Source organism: Chryseobacterium oleae (assembly GCF_900115055.1).
In the GTDB taxonomy this organism is placed as follows: domain Bacteria; phylum Bacteroidota; class Bacteroidia; order Flavobacteriales; family Weeksellaceae; genus Chryseobacterium; species Chryseobacterium oleae.
On the sequence record NZ_FOVD01000002.1, the window covers coordinates 154,241 to 175,532 of the forward strand.

Consider the following 21,292-nt stretch of genomic DNA (forward strand, 5'->3'; position numbering starts at 1 on the left):
AAAAAAGAAAACTTATGCAGGGACATATTACATTATCCAAAAAAGAAAGGCATTATCAGTTTCTTTATTTAATACTGATGCTTTTAGCGGCTATGATATTCCTCGGGATCATCTTTTTAAAAGGATTTGAATCTCCATTTTCAGATGAGGATGTAAGAGGAATAGAGAGTATTGAACAGAAAAAAGCGTTCGAAAGCCAGCAGAAAATCTTACAGCCTGTGATGGACAGTACCTATATCAGGATCAGCAGAATCAAAGATAAAGCTCCGGAACCTTTTGTGGAAGATAATATCTCTCAGGACATCAATGGTCTTGCGAGCTATTTTCATGGTAAAGATGTTGTGGATATCCGTAAAGATGCCTATCCACAGATCGCAAAATTCTACAAAATGTATTTTGACGACAAAAAAATTATTTCCATAACCACAGAAGATGTAAAAAGATTTGACAAGGAGGTTGAAGACTGTAGAATTGGCTTTAAAAACAAGCAGAGCTACATTAATGAAAGAGAAAATGCAAGAAGGGAAAGAACTCAGTAATCAGAGAAATAAACATTAAAGGAATAAAACACATCACAATCACTTAACTATGAATTATTTTCAAAAAAACAAAAAGAACATTATTATCGGTGTTATCGCAACGCTGCTCATTGCAGCCCTCGTTGCGCTATGGCTGCAGAAAAAAGTCATCCATTCTGCCGATGATATTGTAGGAATCGTGAACCCCACCTCATTATCAGTAGGAGATACGCTGTTATTTGAGGACAAAACCCAGTTTGCCAAAACTAAAAAATGGAATTTTGGAGACGGGACAACCTCCGACAAAAGCACAGGAATCCACTTTTACAACAAACCAGGGTACTATCTGATCAGTTTGATTATCGATAGCAAGTATACCAAAACCTTCCCGGTAATGGTATCGTCAAGAGCCCAGAAGGTAAAAGATACGATAAAGAGCGTTACAATGATCGAAGCTGATGCACAAGCCAGACAGTATGAAAATGTACAGTTCCGCGCTGTTTCAGATGCAACACGCTTTGCATGGAAGTTTGGCGAAACGGGAAATACAGATTCCAAAGATAAGGTAGCCTTCTATTCTTACAAAAAACCGGGAGACTACCGTGTAGCATTATACACAGAGGAAAGCGAGGAGCCTATTTATCACAATATCAGAATTGTTCCAGCCTATAATTCTTTAGAAGAGGAAGAGGTACCTGTAGAAGATTCTTACAAATTGATTGACGACGATTTCAAATACCACCTGCAGCAGATTGCCAACGGGAACAGTTTTAATATGCATTACAACTACCTGCTGAATAAATATCTGTGTAACAATGAAAATACAGTGGTAAAAGTAAGCGACAGTAAAGCCAATAACTTCTATATGTATTGTGCCGGACTTCAGTTTGACAAAAATATTGTGATCCAGACTGTAAAAGTAAACTTTGACGACAGGCAGAGCTGTGTAACAAAAGTTGACATCAACCAAAGCAAATAATAGGATCCGGATTTCCGGACACACCAATCATTAAAATAAAATAGGATGAAAAATAAATTTCCTCTAGCAGCATATTACATAGGATTATCGGTATTGATAACGAGTTGTCAGGTGAAGCTGCCTTCTAAAAGAACGCCGGAACCATCAAAATACGGACAGGTAGACAATTCTCCGGTAGTGAACGGATACCCGAAAAAAGCCACTCCATGGATCGTTATTTCAGACCGATCTAGAAATACGGCCTATCTCGATAAAAGTGACGAAAAGTCTTACAAAGAAGTGAAGTTCCTGGAGCCTTTAATGGTTCTGAAAAATAGAGACGGAATGGTAAAAGTAGCGGAATATGTTCCGGATGCTTTAATGAAAAAAGTTTCGTCTAAATCTATTAAAACCTACGGCTGGATCCCGGAATCTGAACTCCTTTTATGGAACAGTTCTTTAAAAAGCGAAAAGACCGGATATCCGGTAAGGGTAGCCGTAGTTCCGAATAACAGCGAAGTTATCCGAAGCGCGGAAAGATATTACAAGAATGACTCTATCATGGTGTTCAACTCACCAAGTCTTATAGAGACAGCCAATGTGAAAATTCCAAACGGACAGATGGTATACGTCTACAAACAGGCGGAAAATAATAAACGTTTTCTGGTAGGTAAAAGACCTTCCATTGATATGGACAGCATCAGCACCGGTCTTTACGGATGGGTAGATGCCAATGTGATCTCTGCCTGGGGTGAGCGTTCTGCAGTGAAAATTAAAAATGACACCAAAGTGACAGAGTCTTCCTTAGGAATCCATGAAGGATATCCGGGGGCTGCAGATTCTGACAGCAGAACAGCTATTCTTCTGACGGATACCCACAAAAGAACGCCTCTTGAAAACATTTATCCGGTAAATCTTGCTTTAAATGAAGCTCCGACACCGGATTCCAAAACAAAATATTTTACCAACATCCTGGACTACAGCAAGAACTATATTTTCAATGTGCTGGGTGAGGAAATTCGTTTTGACCGTTACAGAGAGATCACGGAAAGAGATAAAAATATCAACATCGTTTTTGCGTTGGATGTAAGTGCTCCTAATACGCCTTATGCACCTATCGTAAAATCCCTGCTTCAGGATCTGCAGCTTAGATTTGAAAAGCCTTCTTATTTCAACGATGTCAAATATGGGGTTGTTTTGTATAAAAATAATCCATGTGGAGAAAATGTTCTGGTTTCCAGTTTAAACAGGGATTACAGTAAAATCACCACATTCATTACAGACAGAACCAATGAAATGAATTGTGCAAGCAATAGCGGATATCAGCCGGTAGGAGAAGCGCTTACTGCCGCTGGAAACCTGCTTTCAAACGTTCCGGATGAAACCAATATTGTAGTCACTGTAGGTACTTCTGCCAACCAGAGTGGAAATATGTACAGCGTAATCAGTTCTCTTACACAGGCTCAGGCCAGACTGATCATGTTCCAGACCAGCGCAAGATCAGCGGATACGTACAATGATTTTGTATTGATGGCTGAGAATGTCGTGACTAACACCGCAAAAAATATTGCTGAACTTAAAAAACAAAAGATCATCAACCAAAACGATGTTCTTACTAAAAATAACTTTAGCCTTGTAGAAGGTGACGCCGGATTCTTCTCTCTTGATTATCCAAAACAGAGTATGTCTCAGGGATTTGTAATTTTCCCTAAAAAAGGTGATGTTGCAACACCTGGTTACCTGAAAAAATCGGTAGACAGCCTTATTGCACAGGTTACTCTGGACAATCAGACGATTGACAAATCACTTAATGAATATTTCCATTCTTCCGTAGGAGCGGGAAGAACAGATGTAGACCTGAAGTACAAATATCTGTTCCCTGGTCTTACCAATCCGGTTTCTGCAGGAATTGCAGCACAGCTGATCAATTATGGAAATCCTTTCCTGGTAAAAGGATATATTCCTAAAGATTTGAAAGATTACAAACCGGCTATTGAAAAAGGAATTCTTATCTCTGAAACGGAATATGATAACCTAAAAAATTTCTACACGGAAGTTTATCTTAAGACACAACCTGAAAGAGCTGATTTTAGCCAGTCTGCAGCTATCAATGAGTACATCAGAATCCTTAAAAAGTATAATCCTACCTTGAAATTCCTGGATAAATCTGAACTGTATGAAAAGCCAATGTCTTACGCCGTAGGATTAAGCACAGGTTTTGATAACTCCGAAGACGAACTGATGTCCAAATACAAGCTTAAGGGCTGGAAGAAATCTAAAATCGTTTTAAAAGAAACGGTAAGAAAGTATTTCAAGGATTATAAATTACTGGCAGAGAGAATGCTTTCCCACAGAAACAATCCTGCAGTGAAAATCCAGCAAAACGGACAGACGTTCTATTGGCTAAACGAATACTTTATGCCAACCACTCAGATTATTGAAGAGCCGGAATACACAAAGCATTAATCAATCACTAATTTGATACTATGAAAAGCAGGAGTTTTACTTCTGCTTTTTTGTTTGTGAGAAAGGGATAGAGTTAAGATTTAAGAAACAAGACTTTAGATGGCAGACATCAGATTTCAGACATGAAACTTTTAAAGGTTGAAATTGAGGGGGAAAGTGTCAATGGTGAATTTGCTTCGCAAGTGAATAGTGAATTTAAGAACCAAGAACCAAGAACCAAGAGACAAGATTTTAGATGCCGGACATCAGATGTTTTTCGGGATACGAGTTTCGGGATTTGAACCAGCAACTGTCAACGAGCAACTTATTTTCTCTCAAATCCTCAAACTCTCCGACACCCAAACCCGTTCCCAATACTAATAATCCAAAAAAAATATTAAACACTAAAGATATTTGATCCTTCATCCCGGTATCTCCAAACCTCGTATCTTGTCTTCCCAAACCCTACCTATTTCTCAATTAAGTGTAAAATGTCCTTGTTTTCACTGAAATACAGATACTTGGAAAGTGGCTTCCAGTAATGATTTGGAAATATTCTTAAATCCATAGTCGTAGAATTACTACAAGAAATCGTAGAACTACTACAAAATATGAGATTTCTGTTCAAATCCTTTTAGAATCAGAATAAGGGTTCTATATTTGTTAAACAATCACACCACATCACAAAATATTAATATTGTTTAAAATTTACCTATCATGGCGGGAAATTCAAGAGGAATCTTAAAATTCAATGGCGGAGAAGGGCAGAAATTATTGAAACTGAATTACAGTGTATCCAGATCTACAGACGTCTCAGGACGTGTAGCATCGGACCCTTCCAATGCACAGATTAAAATTACAATGGAAGCTACTGAGAAATCGGATATTCTGGAAAGTCTGCTGAACGGAAAGTACAAGCCTACCGTTGGAGAAGTAACTTTTAACAAGTCTCATGAAGAAGGAACACTGATCACTCTGAACTGGAAAAACGGATACGTAGTCCAGCATCAGGTAAGTTTCGATGCGATAGACGAAAACAGCATGCTGATCAGTTTCGTTGTGAGCGCAGAAACTATTGACTACGGCAACTCCGAATTTAACGGATTATGGCCATCTAATTAAGACACACTATTACACATCAACATTCATAGAAAAAGACTGTCCCTTAAAAGGCAGTCTTTTTTGCCTAAAATGCTTTAGATGATGTTTTTACGAAACAGAAATAGATAATCCTGAGATGATTCCATATAGAAAAATGGTAAGCTCAAATAAAAACATAACCAAAAACTTATTACTTCTCTAATCAAAGAATTAACTATCTTTAACCCTACCTACATTTTGTATAAAAAAGATATATTTGTACCAATGTATCTTTTCACAGATAACACCAAATCATCTGATAAAAACTAAAAAGAACACAGACATATTAATATTAGAAAAATTATAAATGGGAGTACTAGTAACCAACGAAACAGTAAAGCAGCTATTTCATATTGCTCAGTCGATAGCGAAGGAAAATTATAATGCAACCTATGGTGGGCCACATATTTTACAGGCCTTGATGCATAAAGATATCGGCCTTAATGAATTCCTGAAAAGTATTGATAAAGATCCCGGCTATTTTTATGAGTGGGCAGATGTCCGCATTGAAGACTATCCAAAAACAGCCCATCTTCCGGATGAGGTACGTGCGGATGAAGCTGTAGATACACTAACTGAAGAAGCAGACGATATCCGTCTGAAACTGGGACTGGATGAGATTACCCCGATCTGTATCCTTACCGCTATTGTAAAACCTCAGGTTGTTTTCTCGCTGCAGCAGCTGAAATCACTTCCGTTGAGAGAACATGAAATTTTCAATTTATATAGAAAAGATACCCCTTTCGCTGTATCGGAAGATGGTGATTTTGCTTCCCTTTTTTCCAACGGATCAGATTTCACAGATTCATCATTTCCTTCTATTAAAAGCTATTGTGTAGACAGAACAGCACAGGCCAGAAAAGGAGATCTGGAAAATATCATAGGAAGAGACAAAGAACTTAGGATGCTTGTAGAGATCCTTTGCAGAAGAAGCAAACCGAATGTCATCATCATCGGTGAACCGGGTGTCGGAAAAACAGCCCTGGTAGAAGGTTTTGCTACAGAAATTACCAAAGGAAATGTTCCCGAAATGCTTAAAAATGCAACTCTTCTGGAACTGGACACTGGAGCATTACTAGCCGGAACTTCTTACAAAGGCGAAATTGAAGACCGCCTGAAAAAAGTCATCAATGAATGCAAGAAAATTGAAAAAGCAGTTCTTTTCATCGACGAAATTCATACCCTTTTAGATCCGAAAGGAAGCATCGGAAACGTAGCTAATCTTCTTAAACCTGAACTGGCAAGAGGCGAGATTACCGTAATCGGAGCTACCACTCAGGAAGAATACAGAAAAATCATCGAGCCGGAGCAGGCTTTCAACCGTCGTTTTGAAGTGTTGACTGTCAATGAACCAGATGAGCAGACTTGTGTGAAAATGATTGACGTTCTTCTTGACGGCTATAAAAAACACCACGGCATCGAAGTGGAAAAAACTTCTATTCCTGAATGTGTACGTTTAGCAAAAAGATATGCAAAAGGTAAAAAACTGCCGGATGCTGCTATCGACCTTTTAGACAGAACCATGGCTGCAATCAAAATGCTGGATGAACTTTCAGAAAAAGAGCTCGCAAGCTGGAAAGAAACCTATGAAACCATTTTAAAAGAAGAATTTACCGACACCAAGGATCAGGCTAATGAACTGATCTGGAACTATAATCTTCTGAGAGACAAAATAAGTCCGATTCTTTGGGGATCATTAAGCGAACAGCCGGTTATCGACAATTCTATGCCGGTGGATCAGATCCATAAAATCATTGATGATACTTATGCAGAGCTTTTAGAGCATGCTGCTAAAAAAAGAGAAAAAGTAGACCGTCTGGAACTGGCAGCAGTGATGGCGGCAAAAACAAATATTCCGATCGGGAAAATTCAGGCGCAGGAAAAAGAAAAGCTTCTGAACATGGAATCTATGCTACTGAATAGAGTGGTAGGGCAGGATCATGCCTTAAAAATTCTTTCAGATGCCATTGTTGAAAACCGAAGTGGATTGAACAAGCCGGGACAGCCTATCGGATCATTCTTCCTTCTGGGACCTACCGGAACCGGAAAAACCGAGTTGGCTAAATCCATGGCAGAGCTTCTTTTCAATGATGAGAAAGCAATGGTGCGTTTTGATATGTCCGAATTTAAAGAAGAGCATTCCGCTGCCTTACTGTACGGAGCGCCTCCGGGATATGTAGGATATGAAGAAGGAGGGATGTTGGTGAATAAAATCAGACAGCAGCCGTATACCGTTGTTTTATTTGATGAAATTGAAAAAGCCCACCATTCCGTTTTTGATGTATTCTTACAGATCATGGATGAAGGAAAAGTACATGATAAACTTGGAAAAGAAGGAGATTTCAGTAATGCCATTATATTATTTACTTCAAATATCGGAAGCGAAGAAATCGTAAAGCAGTTTGAAGAAGGAAAAGTTCCGGAATCATCCTCACTGATGCAGATCATGTCCAATTCAGGAAGGTTCAGACCGGAGTTTTTAGCCAGGATTACAGAGATTATTCCTTTTGCACCAATTACAGAATCCATTGCAGAAAGAATCTTCAATATCCAGCTTAAATCCCTTCATACTTCATTAACAAGACTAGGAATGGCCTTGAAAATCTCAGACGAAGCAGTGAAAAACCTTGCGTTAGGAGGATTCAGCAGCAAGTACGGAGCAAGACAGATCTCAGGAGTGATCCGCGCCCAGCTGGCAAGACCTATTTCTAAAATGATCGTAAGAGAAGAAGTGAAATCCGGGCAGACCATTCATGTAGACTGGAATAGTGAAGAAGATAAACTGAGCTGGAAAGTAGAAGATTAACCATAACATGGAAAGCTGCTCGGTTGATAAACTGATCAGCTTTCTTTATGATAACCATTAAGGAATTAAAATGAAAACTGTATTTAAAAATATCATTACAGGACTGATGCTCGCAGGGACTTTTGTCATGGTGAACGGACAGTTTCTTGCCGCCTCCGATACATCGGAAGCCAGCGTGAGAAAATATAAAAATATCATCAATGGCAATAAGGAAGTCGTTGAGTTCATCGAACATGCATTGGTAGAAAAGGGTGTACCGAAACACTTGAGAAATCTGGCTTTAATTGAGTCCCATTTTAACAGGAATATCACATCGGGAGCCGGAGCAGTGGGAATGTGGCAGTTTATGAGTGCGCATGCCAACCAGTACGGTCTTACAGAGCAGGAACGTACGGATGTATATAAAAGTACCAAGACCGCCGCGATTTCTCTGGCGAATCTTTATAAAAAATACGGTGACTGGATCACGGTTGTAGCCGCTTATAACTGCGGCGAAGGAAATATTGCCAAGGCTATGCAGGCTGCAGGCTCTACACAGTATCATATTTTTTCCCAATATCTTCCGGGAGAAACCATCAATCATGTAAAAAAATACCTGAATGCATGCTATGCAACCGGTGAGTTGGAAAGTGTTTTAAACAATTATAATTCTTCCCGACTGAATAAAGTTTTCTTTACAGAAGCGGGAGGAAATAAAAACAACGGAGTGTCTCTTCAGGAAACCGAAATCAATGCAGGATTTAATCTGGATGTGATTGCTCATGAACTGAATGTACAATTGAATGAAATTCTTGCCTGGAACCCGGGAATTGTGGAAGAACTTCAGAAAAAAGGGGAAAGTCCGCTTTATCTTCCTACCGATCTTATGCCGGATTTTCTTCTGAAAAAAAATAAAATTCTTTTCCGTTCTATAAAAGAAGGGGGACGTGCTCAGCAATAAGTTCTACTGCTGTAGAAAAATATAATAACCGTCTTTTTAATGGCGGTTTTTTTATGCCTGATATTGTTTTATTTAACCGTGTGAAAGTTCAAAATCTTGACATGGTTAAAGGCTATAAATTGTCTTTAATTTGTCTTAAAAATTCTTAATATTTCTCCTTTAAGTGTAAAAAAATAATCAAATTTTGTTTTTGATATCGATTTTAATTACTTTTAAATCAGTTGTTTGTGTGTCTTGTTTAAATCTATTGTCGTAGAATTACTACATCAAATCGTAGAATTACTACAAAATTTTAAATTTATATTCAAAAGTTTTTTTTTCAAAATAGGTCGTTATATATTTGCTCTGTAATCAATCACCAAATCACAAAATATTAACAGTTAAAATTTACAAATCATGGCAGCAAATTCAAGAGGAATCTTAAAATTCAACGGAGGAGAAGAGCAAAAATTATTAAAGCTTAACTACAGCGTTTCCAGATCTACAGATGTATCAGGACGTGTAGCATCAGATCCTTCAAACGCACTGATCAAAGTAACAGTAGAAGCTACTGAAAAATCTGACATCCTAGAAAGTTTATTGAACGGAAAGTACAAGCCTACAACAGGTGAAGTAACTTTCAACAAGTCTCATGAAGAAGGTACCCTGACTACTCTGAAGTGGGAAAACGGATACGTAATTCAGCACGAAGTAGACTTCGATGCAGTAGACGAAAACAGTATGCTGATCAGTTTCGTAATCAGTGCTGAGGTTATTACACTTGGTAACTCTGAGTACAGAGGAATGTGGCCTTCATCCGGTCATTAATTTGAACAATCATCTTAGTAAAAATAAATTGGTGCAGGATAGTGTATTCGTAAGAATATGCTATTCTGTTTTTGCCGTTTTTGGAACATTATACCCGAAAGACTGATCCTGACGAAGTTCTTATATCAGAAGTCAATTCATATAAGAATGGAGAAACTGCCTTCCAGTGCTGTATGCTTCCGGAAGTTATTCAAAATTACTATATAGTTTAAGCAAAAAAAAACACACATTATGTTTAAGGATGATCAATCGATAAAAGTAAAAGGCCCGAAAAGCAGTATAAAAGATACAGCGGTAACAGAACAGGTGAAAAATGCTGAAGATATTGCCGTTCAGAAAGTAGAAGCCAAGCTTCAGAAAGCTGACGAAGCCGTAAAAAAATCAGCAAAAAAGGCACAGGAAATATATTCGGGAGCAGCACAGAGCTCCGGAATGTTCATGAACCAGACCTTGGTTCCGAATAACCCTTCTGTTACTGAAAGCAAAGTATGGTCAAAACAGCCTACTTCAAAGATACACAATGCCCAGGCTATTCCCGAAAGCATTATCGCCGGAATCAACCGTGTGGTGAAGCTTGACGTTGTGATAGAAGGCCAGGTGATAAATCATTTCAAGCACTTTAAGCTCGTACAGAGCGCTTCCAGACACCATGAATTCAGTTTGACACTTCCTCACGATAGTTTGGGCAGTGCAGAAAATCATAATCTTCAGGAAGCACAGAACTTTTTAGGAAAGAGAATTACAGTCGTATTTAAATATAAGGATATTGAACAGGGACCTGAACGGAATTTTGTGGGCGTCATTACGGAAGTAGGATTCAGTCAGGAAAAAGGAAACCTGGGAAATATCGTTCTTACAGGCTTCAGTCCGACAGTTCTGTTGGATGCGGCGCCTCATATTCAAAGCTTCGGAGGCGGACAGGAGGTAAGCTTAAACAGCATTGCCGATCATGTTATAAGAGAGGGTTTAGGACAGAGTAAGTTTGATTTCCGGGTAGATGCCCAACATGGAAATGTGCCTTACAGCTCTCAATACGAAGAAACCCATTATAACTATCTGGCAAGAATGGCAGAAGCCTATGGTGAGCAGTTTTATTATGACGGTGAAGTCTTGCATTTCGGAAAGCTTCCGCCACAGGAAAAACCTGTTAAACTTACCTATGGTAGCAGTGTAAGCGATATTGCGATCAAAATGAAAGCGCAGCATGTCAGTCCTAGTTTTTATGGCTACAACAGCAGTAAAAATGAAAAACTGACCACGGGAAATTCAAAAATAAGCCATACATCTGATATTGCCAAAAGGGCATATGAGATATCAGAAAAAACCTTTAAAACCCCTTCTTTAAGAGTAGCTCCTATCAAGGCAACATCTTTTATGGATATCGATGCCTCTCAGAAAGGAACAGCGGGAAGTAAGGCTTCGGAAGTTTTCATCACTTCAGGATCTACAACGGTTCCTTTCCTGTATCCGGGATGTACTGCAGACATTGAAATGCGTAAAGCAGATACCAACGATACCTCTTATTTTACCAAATTAATGATCATTGGCGTTACCCATGAGGTAGATGCAAGAGGTTATTACGACGGGACTTTTGAAGCTATCGCAGCAGATACGGGATTTATTCCACGTCCGGAGTTTGAAAGCCCGAAAGCAGAAGCTCAATTTGCCAAGGTCATTTCCAATACAGACCCTTTGAATCAGGGAAGAGTGAAAGTGCAGTTTGACTGGCAGAGTGGGCAGGATACCACAGAATTTATCCGTGTGATGTCTCCTGATGCCGGAAGCAGCGATAAAGTCAATAAAAACCGTGGTTTTATGTCTATTCCCGAAGTGGAAGATCAGGTGATCATCAATTTTGTTCATCAGCATCCTGACCGTCCTTTTGTGATGGGAGGAATGTTCCATGGAAGTATTGGCGCTGGTGGAGGTGCCGGAAATAATGTGATGAGTTTAAGCAGTAAAAGTGGGAATATTATCCAATTCCATGATGGATGCGGGATTGAAATTAAAGACCGTAATGGAAATCATGTAACATTAAGCGGAACCGGAGATATCAATACTTTTGTGAGCAATAACAGCACAGAAGATATAGGGAATAATCTTGCCATAAATGTTGAGACAAATACGACCATCAATGTAGGAAAAGGAAAATCCAAAATTACGATGGATAATGCTGGGAAAATTAATATTAATAGTGCAACGGAAATAAAACTGGAGACGGGGAAAAGTTCAATTACAATGAAAGAAGATGGGACTATAGATATTAATGGCAAAAAAATTAACATTTTAGGTGAAGATGTTTTGCTTGGAGGTTCTAAACTGGCTACTGTAGGCTCAAGTGCTGAAGGTAAGGTAGAGATAACCGGAGGAACGGCCGTTACAGTAAAAGCGACTCAAGTTGATATTAATTAAATATGGGATTCAAAACATACGAAATAAAAAAAGGAGATACGCTCGTTACTATAGCTAAAGAATTTGGATTAACAATAAATGAATTGTTAGACTTTCACAATTCTCATGCTATTTTGACACAGCAAATTTTTAGCACCCATATTCCTTTTCATATTAAAGAATTGTTTACCCCTGCCAAAAAAGAAGAAATAAAAAAGAAGTCATTTGAACAAATAGATTTTCAGCAGAAAGCCAGGTATCGTTGTGAACAAATAAATACATCAAAGTTTAATAATAATTTAGTCTATTATCTGAACCAAAGATTTCAGTATGTATTAAAATTAAATGTAGAAGAAGAAATAGGTTTTGTTAAATTAGAAGATTATAGCAAAGAATCATCTCCTAAAACGTTAGAAGAAGTTTTCGATTTTATTGAAGAAACAGAGAAAATAAAAAATAATGTTTTTTTTTCTTTAAATAAATTAGGAAAAATTCAAAAAATTCTGAACAAAAAAGAGATGCAAAAAGATTGGAAAAAATTTAAGGCAACAAAATTTTTTGAAATGCCTTTTATTCAGAGCCTGCAGAAAAATAACCCAAAAGCTGTAGATGAATTATTAATGATGGCTGATAATCAATTTTCTGAAAATGCATCAAATGAAGAAGAGTATTGGAGGAATTTTTTTTATTTTTCATGTTTTGATCAATACTTATACAGCCAAGATAATTTCGAGACTGTAGATTTCGATTTTGTGTCTACCATACTCCCACCATTGATCTTACCCTTGAAGATCAGATATGATAAAGTAGAAGAGAAAAACGGAATCTTGACTGTTCGAAAAATAGCTGAAGTGAGCATTTCAGATTCTCTAAAAAAAGAAATGAAAGATAAATACAATGAAATTCACAAAAGCATCGTAAAATATGAGTTTACAGAGTATAAAATTATTTTTAGATCTACTATAGAGATTGATATACATAGCGGTCTTATCTTGAGTGGAAAAGTAGTTTTAAAAGAAGAAGTTTCAGACAATGTTGAAAACGAATGTATTTATACAATTAAAAAGTTAGAAAATTTTACCCCATAATTTAATGGAAAATAAAGAATTCAGATTTGAAGGATTGGACGCAAAAACGGAATTAAAATTAGCATTAAACCTAATTCTTCCGGGATTAGCTGTGATGATTGGAACACTTATACTCACCAATATGCTGTTTCCGGGAATTTATTTTTTATATCCATTGCTTTTTGCCGCTTTCTTAACGCTTTCGGTGTGTATGCTTATTTTAAAACAGTTGGCAAAACGGGTAAAAGCTAAAGAATGGATTGTTGTAATAAATAATGAAAACCTAAAAATAAAATTTCAAAACCTGCAATATATTTTTAGTTTGGGTGATATTAAAATGATTAAAAATTTAGGGAATGATGGTTTTCGTTATTTAACAATTATAACAAACAAAGATGTTATTAAGATTAGAGTGGGTAACACAGGTTTGACACCGTTTTCTTCGGAAAAAGATATCGAACAGCTGGACGATTTTGTAGAATATTTAATGCCGTACGTTCGGGAAAATTTTAACCAAAAGGAACTGAGAAATATTATAAATACTAATATCTTTCCAAATTTTGGGGTGTATCTTGTAAAAAGAGAGAAAATAAAATATTCAATCATCAATAAGATGGAGCCCTGGCAAGTCTTTGTATTTGGTATTGGGTTATTTTTTGTAGTTCTTTTTATATTGATGCAAGTTTTGTTTTATTATTTTGATAATCATTAAACTTAAATTATGGCAGTTTACTTACCGGAAAAAGTGTTTGCAGTATGTACAAACCAATTAAATTCTGATCCTAAAAAATTTGAATTAGGTGATAACAGGCAAAAAAAAACGGTAAAATTAGGATCTCAGCAAAGAGTTTTTTTAATAAAGCTAGATAAAAAACTTTCCGAAGACTTCACTTGCAAAAGCGGTTGGAGTTCGGGGGCAGGAACTGCTGCATTTGGAGGCGGTGTGGTAGTAGGAATGCTACTTGTGGCAGGAACTGCGGCTACTGTACCTGTTGCAGGTTGGATTGTCGGTGGGATTATTGCTATTGGGGCAATTGGATATGGAATATGGCAAATGATGCAGACTCCCACGTGTAGTGAAATGATTGGCTTTCAGGAAAGTCAATGGAAAAAACACCATACTACAGTATACTTTGATAGTAATGGGAAGAAAGGAGATTCCTTTCTTGCGCTAACAAAAAATTCATTACTTGCTTGTAAGGAAGGTGGGGTCCTGTTGCCATTCATTACGGAAACGGCAGCCAATAATGCTGCCAAGAGTATAGCGACCAATAATCGTGTTGAAATGGGGGTAAATATCGTTTCAGGAGCATTGGCAGGTGTCTTATTCGGATTCAGCATGGGAACCTCATTAACAGCAGGTGGTTTTTTAGGTGGTGCAAGAACTCTACATGTTTTTCAACAAACTGCAATTTTCGGAGCATGGATTCCGGTCGGTTATTTTATAATCAATCCTATTGCTTCTGCAACGGGCGGATGGCTTAATAGCAATGAAAATTATGATAGTGTAAAAGATGCTTCTATCTCATCCACTGCATTGCCCCAACCTGCCGACAGTTGGGATCCCGTTACACCAGCAAAAGATATTAAAGAGGTTAAAACTTTATTAGGTCAGAATAACGCGAGTCAGAGCGATATGAATAAATTTGCTGCCGGAATTGCTGAAGCAGAAAGACAAGGAACCTATTCTTTAAAAAATAATCCTGAATTAAGAGAAATGATCAACAGAATGAAAGCAGGTGAATTTGGTCCGGAGTTACAGGATAGGGTTACTAATAAGAGTGGGAATTTGCGGGGTATGGTTAATGAAAAGAATATGAGTTCAGTTAAAGATACACATAATCAAAATTCCAATGCAGCCATTAAAGAAAACATTAAAGGAGCCCGTATTAAATCTGCAACGGGGGCTGGAGGTATTTTAACTCTAATAGCCCCTTTTATAGGCAACTATTTCGCAGAACGTGCAATTCGGGTCGCGGCAGATGTATTCGTCAACGAAGATACTCGTTCAATTACAGTGAATGCAAATAATGCTTGATAAGTTCTTTGCAGATTATACTCAAGGTCGTCTCAACGTTAATTCTTTCGGAACAGACTATATCAGGAATAATGATGTGTTCTCAAAATAACTTTTGTGAAACACCGACAGGAATTTTTACCTGCTTTAAACACTAAAATCTTTTTATGCAGAGAATTCAATCCTGCCTTGAATAATTTGCATCTTCAGATTCTCTATGAAAAAAAATAAAATCTTCACATTTAAAAACGTTTTGCCCTACCATAGCATCTGGACGGTTTTTGTGATCATTCCATGTATGTTTTTATATGGATCTTTGTATTATTTTTTATTCAAAGGGGGTTTTAAGCTTTCTTTGGTGAGTATTTTTACATTGTTTTATTTCGGGACCTGCTATCTGATTTTAAAAGCGATTTCTGTCCAGGTAAAAATTTGTTTTAATGATCAATATCTCTTCATAAAAAAGGGAAACAGGAAGCAGAAAAAATATCCTAAAGCTGATATTAAAGGATTTTATTCCTATAATTATGAAACAAAATCACCCATATTGAAAAATTCAAAGGTCTATTTTAGATTTTGCTTGAAAAACAATCAGGATATTTTTATTAATGACGTTGAATACAGGAGTCTATATGAAGCAGAAAAAGGTGAGAATCTTAAAAGATTTCTAAAGGAAGCTCAAAAAGAATTAAATTTTGTAAGAATAAGAAAGCGAAATTTTCAAAGCAGTTACTGGTATTCAAATCAGGAAAATGATAGTTGATGAACGTTTTATGTATTCAGCAAAATTATCCTTTGTGGCTTCTAAACCTCAGCCTCAATCTTAGCCTTATATTTCATGTCTGAAATCTCATATTTAAACTATTATTTCCCTTGATGGTGTAAAATTATGGCTTTTATCGAGCTTTAAAAAAAATAGTTAAATCCATTATAAATAAGCATTTTAAGTATTATGTTAACTCAAAAGTAGTAGAATTACTACATCAAATCGTAGTATTACTACAATATCTGAGATTTGTATCCAAAAACTTTTTCCTAGCCCATATCGGGTCTATCTTTGCTCTGTAATCAATCACTATTCACACAATATATAACAATTAAATTCACCAATCATGGCAGCAAATTCAAGAGGAATCTTAAAATTCAACGGAGGAGAAGGTCAAAAATTATTAAAGCTTAATTATAGCGTATCAAGATCTACAGACGTTTCAGGACGTGTAGCATCAGACCCTTCTAACGCTCTTATCAAAGTAACAGTAGAAGCTACTGAAAAATCTGATATCTTAGAAAGTTTATTGAACGGAAAATATAAGCCTACAAAAGGTGAAGTAACTTTCAATAAATCTCACGAAGAAGGTACATTGACTACCCTAAACTGGGAAAACGGATATGTAATTCAGCACGAAGTAGACTTCGACGCAGTTGACAGCAACAGTATGCTGATCAGCTTTGTAATCAGCGCAGAGGTTATTACTTTAGGAAACTCTGAGTACCGCGGAATGTGGCCAGGAGGTCAATAATGAATAGACCCAAGTCTTTTAAAAAAAATAACAACAGAACAGAGCAGCAGAAATGTTGTTCTGTTTTTTTATGGGAGATGGAGCAATAGCCAAGATTTTAGACATCAGACATCAGACATCAGACATCAGACATCAGAATATTAAAATATTTATTTAATTATTTCCAATCAGCAACTTCCTCTCATATCATATACACTACAGCCCTCAAACCCTCCGACTCTCAAACCCGCACCACGCACACCGAAACTCATCACTCATAATTTATAACTCATCACTCCTAAAAATATTCCTATTTTCTTATATTTGTTCATTATAGATATTATGGACGCAACACAAGATAAAAGACTCTTTCTCATCGATGCTTATGCAATGATCTTTAGAGGATATTACGCATTGATCAGGAATCCGAGACTTACCAGCACAGGACTGGATACTTCTGCTATTTTCGGTTTTACCAATTCTTTGATCGAACTGATCAGAAGGGAGAAGCCCTCTCACCTGGCAGTGGTTTTTGATGTAGGACAGGCGAGCGTTAGAACGGATGATTATTCAGAGTACAAAGCCAATAGAAGTGAGACTCCTGAAGCCATCAAAATTGCAATTCCATATATTCACAGAATCCTGCAGGCCATGCATATTCCTATCTTAGGAGTGGAAGGTTATGAAGCAGATGACGTTATAGGAACCATTGCCTGCAAAGCAGAAAAGGAAGGCTATACCACGTTCATGGTAACGCCGGATAAAGATTTTGCCCAGCTGGTTACCGATAAAATCAAGATTTATAAACCGGGTTTAAAAGGCGGTGATATAGAAATCCTTGGAGTAGATGAAGTAAAAGCAAAATACGAAATTGAAGATCCTAAGCAGGTCATAGATTTCCTTGCGATGATGGGAGATGCCGTGGATAATATCCCAGGATTGGATGGAGTAGGAGAGAAAACAGCGATGAAATTCCTTAAAGAATTCGGAAATATTGAAACCCTGTTGCAGAATACGGATAAGCTGAAAGGAAAGCTGAAAGAAAAAGTGGAAGCTTCTGCAGAGCGCGGAATTTTATCCAAAAAATTAGCGACCATTATCTGTGATGCACCTGTAGAATTTCATCAGGAGCAGTACGATCTTGATACCCCGGATTTTGAAAAAGTAAAAGAAGTTTTTGAGGAAATTGAATTCCGCAGATTATACGAAAACCTGTACAGAGCTTTTGCTTCTGCACCTGTAGAAACAGTAGTGATAAGTGAAGTTGAGGTTAAACAGATCGCTGAAGTTACACAGATAAAAGGGCAGGCCATGCAGCTTGATCTTTTCGCGAATTTTGAAGAACTGGATCAGGCAACGTCGACCAAATCCAGCATAGATCACAATGATCATCTCTATCAGTTCGTCGATAATCCGAAAGCACAGAAAGTATTGGTCAGTAATTTATTAAAGCAGAAAGCAGTCTGTTTTGATACCGAAACCACTTCACTGAATGAGCTGGAAGCTGAGCTTGTGGGAATGAGTTTCTCCTACAAAAAAGGGTTGGCTTATTATATTCCTTTATCTGAGGACAAAGGAGAAGTGCTTCAGACGCTGGAAATCTTCAGACCGTTTTTTGAAAAAGAGGATTTGCTGAAAATCGCACACAATTTAAAATTCGATTATAAAATATTAAAGCAGTACGATATCACGGTGAAAGGCGCCATGTTCGACACCATGATCGCCCATTATCTGCTGAACCCGGATGGAAGACATGGAATGGATTATCTTTCAGAAGTCTATCTGAACTATAAACCCGTTTCCATTGAAACCATTATCGGGAAAAAAGGGAAAAACCAGGGAACTTTCAGAGATGCAGATCTGAGAACACAGACGGATTATGCAGCGGAAGATGCTGATGTAACGTTCCAGCTGTACGAACTCTTTGCCCCGCAACTGAAAAAAGAAAACCTGGAAGACCTTTTCTTCAACATAGAAATGCCTCTGATGGAAGTTCTTGCTAAAATGGAGCTTTCGGGAATTTCACTGGATGAAAAATGGCTGGCACAGGAAAGTATTGACCTTGAAAATGATTTGAGACAATTAGAAAAGACCATTTTTGAGTTTTCAGGAGAAGAATTCAACATGAATTCACCAAAACAGCTAGGAGAAATTCTGTTTGAAAAAATGCAGTTGGATCCTAAAGCTAAGAAAACAAAAACCGGACAGTACGCAACTTCCGAAGATGTCCTTCAAAAGCTTTCCTCAAAACATGAGATCATCAAGCATATTCTGGAATACAGAACCTATCAGAAATTAAAATCAACCTATGTAGATGCGCTGCCTTCACAGATCGACAAGCAGGACAGTAGGGTACATACCAATTTCTCCCAGACTACAGCTGCTACAGGTCGTCTGGCGAGTGTAAACCCGAATCTTCAGAATATTCCGATCAGAACACTCCGCGGACAGCAGATCAGAGGAGCTTTCGTTTCAGGAGAAGGAAAAAAGATCATCTCTGCCGATTATTCACAGATCGAACTTCGTTTGATTGCTGAAATTTCAGGAGAAGACAATATGATCAAAGCGTTCCAGGATGGAGAGGATATTCACGCATCTACAGCCGCAAAACTGTTCAAAATACCTTTGGAAGAGGTTTCCAAAACCCAGAGAAGCCAGGCTAAAACCGTTAACTTCGGGATTATCTACGGTCAGGGAGCATTTGCATTGGCAGAGCAGACCGGTCTTTCAAGAAGTGAGGCCAAACAGATGATCGAAGCCTATTTTGAAACCTATCCGAAATTAAAGGAATACATGGCAGAGCAGGTAAGCAAAGCCCGCCAGATAGGCTATGTGGAAACGATTCTGGGAAGAAAACGTCATTTGAAAGACATCAATTCCAACAATTTCGTGGTAAGAGGTCATGCGGAAAGAAATGCCGTAAATGCACCGGTTCAGGGAAGCGCAGCAGATGTTGTAAAGCTTGCGATGATTAAAATCGATAAAGAACTGAAAGCACAGGAGCTGCAGACTAAAATGCTTCTTCAGGTGCATGACGAATTGGTGTTTGAAGCCCCGATAGACGAGATTGAAAGAGCCTCAAAACTCATCAAAAACGAAATGGAAAGTGCTCTGGAAACCCAGGTGCCGTTATTGGTAGAAGTGGGAGTCGGGAATAACTGGCTGGAAGCGCATTAATAGAAAATATTTTCAATACAATAAGGTGAGTTTTTAAGCTCACCTTATTTGTTTGTCTTAGTTATAAGAAGTGATAATTTGACTTGCATCAAAATAGAAACATGATGCGTCATAATCATGCCAGCATGCCTGATATTGAGGACCGTTACCGTAGTTTGATGTGTTTACATTATCAGGTCTTCCCCGTTGATAAACCAGCATGTCATAATGCATCCCAATCCATATTCTGTTTTCAGAGATATTGATGCAGTCTTCTTTTGACCATTCCGGATGTTTTTTGTGAATTTTCCCGGCTTTTGTTTTTGAAAATTTTTCTTCTTCAATTTTTTGCTGTTTATCGATACTATCACTTTTTGCTTTGTTTTTAATGCTATCCTCTTTTGAAAGTTTAATATCAAGACCTGTTGTGTAGTTTTTTTCTGTATCTGTTTCAGTTTTTGAACACTGTCGCGACAGAAAACCTATAAATAAAATTCCGAAGAATATAATTAAAACAATTGCACAACCGTTATTTTGCTTCTTTGGTATTTGAGAATTTTGTGATGCTGTATTGATGGCTGCTTTTGAATTATCATGGATCGAATTACCGCATTGGGGGCAAAAAGCTACAGTATTACTTACACTGTTCTGACATTTTGGGCATTTAATTAGTGACATAGTTACTTTTTTTTGGTATACAAAAGTATTTTGAACTGCTTAAAATAGCTTACGGATTTCCGTATTGTCAATAATTAAATGAAAACAAAAAACAAAAATTTTGATAGATTGATACAAAAAAGAAGACTAAAAATTTAGCCTTCTGAAGTTTTCCCTGTTTCTACAGGAAACCCTAATAATCATCTTTCACCTCATTGATCTTACCTTCCTTTGTTGTTTTTCGGATTGTATTTCAAAAGAGTCATCAATATCCTAAAGAAATACGGGATAAAGATATTAAGTCTGAACTTCCTGTGAAATACTACTTTAGGGGTAGTTTTTGATGAAGCTGATGATAGTAACTGTCCATTGCAGTAGAACAACCGTCCATTACGGCACACAACAATTGATCAGAACCAATTTTTTTGATGAGTAGATCATCTTCACAGTGATGGGTATGATAATCTCCCATCTGAAGAGCAGAGTAAATATTCATGGAATACAAAAATAGTTTAATTCCGGAAAATCAAAAGACAGTCTGAATATATTTTATCTTTTGATCAGTTCCCCTTGACAAGATCAACAGCTTTGCCGGGTTGGCTATAGTTCCATCCCAGTTCAATAGCTTCTGTGATTTTGGATTGAATGAGCTTTGGGGTAATATTCATCAATTCTCTGCCGTAATCGATGGATCTACAGAAACCGGTATATATCAAAAGAAGCTGTCCTTCACTTTCATGCTGTACGGGAATTCCATATTCATCATCATGTTTTTCGTTATGCGAAACGATCTTTCTTATTTTCCAGTAAAAGATCTGATCATCGACCACTATTTTCCGGAGTCCTTTTTTTGCTAAAGCCATGGTATTTTTTTATTCATTAGATGTTTTC

16 protein-coding genes are annotated in these 21,292 nt (G+C 37.4%); 13 read left to right on the forward strand and 3 right to left on the reverse strand.

Annotated elements, in window-relative coordinates; all coding sequences use genetic code 11:
* The first annotated feature begins 14 nt into the window (after window positions 1-14).
* The 13 genes from BM143_RS07890 to polA all read left to right on the forward strand — a co-directional run bounded on the left by BM143_RS07890 (window position 15) and on the right by polA (window position 19,765).
* A complete protein-coding gene (locus BM143_RS07890; RefSeq protein ID WP_090024014.1) occupies window positions 15-539 on the forward strand; it encodes a type VI secretion system transmembrane protein TssO in 525 nt (174 codons plus the stop codon).
* 49 nt (window positions 540-588) lie between these two features.
* Window positions 589-1,497, forward strand: coding sequence for a PKD domain-containing protein (locus tag BM143_RS07895; protein WP_090024015.1), 909 nt, complete (start codon window positions 589-591; stop codon window positions 1,495-1,497).
* A gap of 45 nt (window positions 1,498-1,542) precedes the next feature.
* A complete protein-coding gene (tssR, locus tag BM143_RS07900; RefSeq protein WP_090024016.1) occupies window positions 1,543-3,942 on the forward strand; it encodes a type VI secretion system protein TssR domain-containing protein in 2,400 nt (799 codons plus the stop codon).
* 696 nt (window positions 3,943-4,638) lie between these two features.
* Window positions 4,639-5,043 carry a type VI secretion system tube protein TssD gene (gene tssD, locus BM143_RS07905; RefSeq protein WP_185116538.1) on the forward strand — a complete coding sequence of 135 codons (405 nt, stop codon included), beginning with the start codon at window positions 4,639-4,641 and terminating at the stop codon, window positions 5,041-5,043.
* A 325-nt stretch (window positions 5,044-5,368) separates the two neighbouring features.
* A complete protein-coding gene (locus BM143_RS07910; protein WP_090024018.1) occupies window positions 5,369-7,867 on the forward strand; it encodes an ATP-dependent Clp protease ATP-binding subunit in 2,499 nt (832 codons plus the stop codon).
* 70 nt (window positions 7,868-7,937) lie between these two features.
* On the forward strand, window positions 7,938-8,807 hold the full coding sequence (locus BM143_RS07915; protein WP_090024019.1) for a lytic transglycosylase domain-containing protein: 870 nt from the start codon (window positions 7,938-7,940) through the stop codon (window positions 8,805-8,807).
* Between the two features lie 396 nt (window positions 8,808-9,203).
* Window positions 9,204-9,614: a type VI secretion system tube protein TssD gene (gene tssD / locus BM143_RS07920; protein ID WP_175548869.1), complete on the forward strand. Its 411-nt coding sequence runs from the start codon at window positions 9,204-9,206 to the stop codon at window positions 9,612-9,614.
* Between the two features lie 231 nt (window positions 9,615-9,845).
* Entirely contained in the window at window positions 9,846-12,026 is a 2,181-nt protein-coding gene (locus BM143_RS07925) for a type VI secretion system Vgr family protein (RefSeq protein ID WP_090024020.1), read from the forward strand.
* Window positions 12,027-12,028: 2 nt separating this feature from the next.
* Window positions 12,029-13,093 (forward strand): LysM peptidoglycan-binding domain-containing protein, encoded by a 1,065-nt coding sequence (locus BM143_RS07930; protein ID WP_090024021.1) that lies wholly within the window; start codon window positions 12,029-12,031, stop codon window positions 13,091-13,093.
* 4 nt (window positions 13,094-13,097) lie between these two features.
* Window positions 13,098-13,784: a hypothetical protein gene (locus BM143_RS07935; protein WP_090024022.1), complete on the forward strand. Its 687-nt coding sequence runs from the start codon at window positions 13,098-13,100 to the stop codon at window positions 13,782-13,784.
* Window positions 13,785-13,793: 9 nt separating this feature from the next.
* The gene (locus BM143_RS07940) at window positions 13,794-15,110 is read left to right on the forward strand and encodes a hypothetical protein (RefSeq protein ID WP_090024023.1); all 1,317 of its coding nucleotides are present in this window, start codon (window positions 13,794-13,796) and stop codon (window positions 15,108-15,110) included.
* 1,091 nt (window positions 15,111-16,201) lie between these two features.
* Complete coding sequence (tssD, locus tag BM143_RS07950; RefSeq protein ID WP_175548870.1) at window positions 16,202-16,609, forward strand: type VI secretion system tube protein TssD; 408 nt, start codon at window positions 16,202-16,204, stop codon at window positions 16,607-16,609.
* 321 nt (window positions 16,610-16,930) lie between these two features.
* Entirely contained in the window at window positions 16,931-19,765 is a 2,835-nt protein-coding gene (gene polA / locus BM143_RS07955) for a DNA polymerase I (protein ID WP_090024025.1), read from the forward strand.
* 57 nt (window positions 19,766-19,822) lie between these two features.
* Here polA and BM143_RS07960 read toward each other — a convergent pair whose 3' ends face one another.
* From BM143_RS07960 to BM143_RS07965, 3 genes are all read right to left on the reverse strand, one after another.
* Window positions 19,823-20,422 (reverse strand): zinc-ribbon domain-containing protein, encoded by a 600-nt coding sequence (locus BM143_RS07960; RefSeq protein ID WP_090024026.1) that lies wholly within the window; start codon window positions 20,420-20,422, stop codon window positions 19,823-19,825.
* A gap of 301 nt (window positions 20,423-20,723) precedes the next feature.
* A complete protein-coding gene (locus BM143_RS23950) occupies window positions 20,724-20,897 on the reverse strand; it encodes a hypothetical protein (RefSeq protein ID WP_167375259.1) in 174 nt (57 codons plus the stop codon).
* Window positions 20,898-20,961: 64 nt separating this feature from the next.
* Complete coding sequence (locus BM143_RS07965; protein WP_090024027.1) at window positions 20,962-21,264, reverse strand: hypothetical protein; 303 nt, start codon at window positions 21,262-21,264, stop codon at window positions 20,962-20,964.
* Between the last annotated feature and the right edge of the window lie 28 nt (window positions 21,265-21,292).

Coding starts and splice junctions, on each gene's coding strand:
- BM143_RS07890 (WP_090024014.1), top strand. CDS start 15: ATGCAGGGACATATTACATTATCCAAAAAAGAAAGGCATTATCAGTTT.
- BM143_RS07895 (WP_090024015.1), top strand. CDS start 589: ATGAATTATTTTCAAAAAAACAAAAAGAACATTATTATCGGTGTTATC.
- tssR (WP_090024016.1), top strand. CDS start 1,543: ATGAAAAATAAATTTCCTCTAGCAGCATATTACATAGGATTATCGGTA.
- tssD (WP_185116538.1), top strand. CDS start 4,639: ATGGCGGGAAATTCAAGAGGAATCTTAAAATTCAATGGCGGAGAAGGG.
- BM143_RS07910 (WP_090024018.1), top strand. CDS start 5,369: ATGGGAGTACTAGTAACCAACGAAACAGTAAAGCAGCTATTTCATATT.
- BM143_RS07915 (WP_090024019.1), top strand. CDS start 7,938: ATGAAAACTGTATTTAAAAATATCATTACAGGACTGATGCTCGCAGGG.
- tssD (WP_175548869.1), top strand. CDS start 9,204: ATGGCAGCAAATTCAAGAGGAATCTTAAAATTCAACGGAGGAGAAGAG.
- BM143_RS07925 (WP_090024020.1), top strand. CDS start 9,846: ATGTTTAAGGATGATCAATCGATAAAAGTAAAAGGCCCGAAAAGCAGT.
- BM143_RS07930 (WP_090024021.1), top strand. CDS start 12,029: ATGGGATTCAAAACATACGAAATAAAAAAAGGAGATACGCTCGTTACT.
- BM143_RS07935 (WP_090024022.1), top strand. CDS start 13,098: ATGGAAAATAAAGAATTCAGATTTGAAGGATTGGACGCAAAAACGGAA.
- BM143_RS07940 (WP_090024023.1), top strand. CDS start 13,794: ATGGCAGTTTACTTACCGGAAAAAGTGTTTGCAGTATGTACAAACCAA.
- tssD (WP_175548870.1), top strand. CDS start 16,202: ATGGCAGCAAATTCAAGAGGAATCTTAAAATTCAACGGAGGAGAAGGT.
- polA (WP_090024025.1), top strand. CDS start 16,931: ATGGACGCAACACAAGATAAAAGACTCTTTCTCATCGATGCTTATGCA.
- BM143_RS07960 (WP_090024026.1), bottom strand. CDS start 20,422: ATGTCACTAATTAAATGCCCAAAATGTCAGAACAGTGTAAGTAATACT.
- BM143_RS23950 (WP_167375259.1), bottom strand. CDS start 20,897: ATGAATATTTACTCTGCTCTTCAGATGGGAGATTATCATACCCATCAC.
- BM143_RS07965 (WP_090024027.1), bottom strand. CDS start 21,264: ATGGCTTTAGCAAAAAAAGGACTCCGGAAAATAGTGGTCGATGATCAG.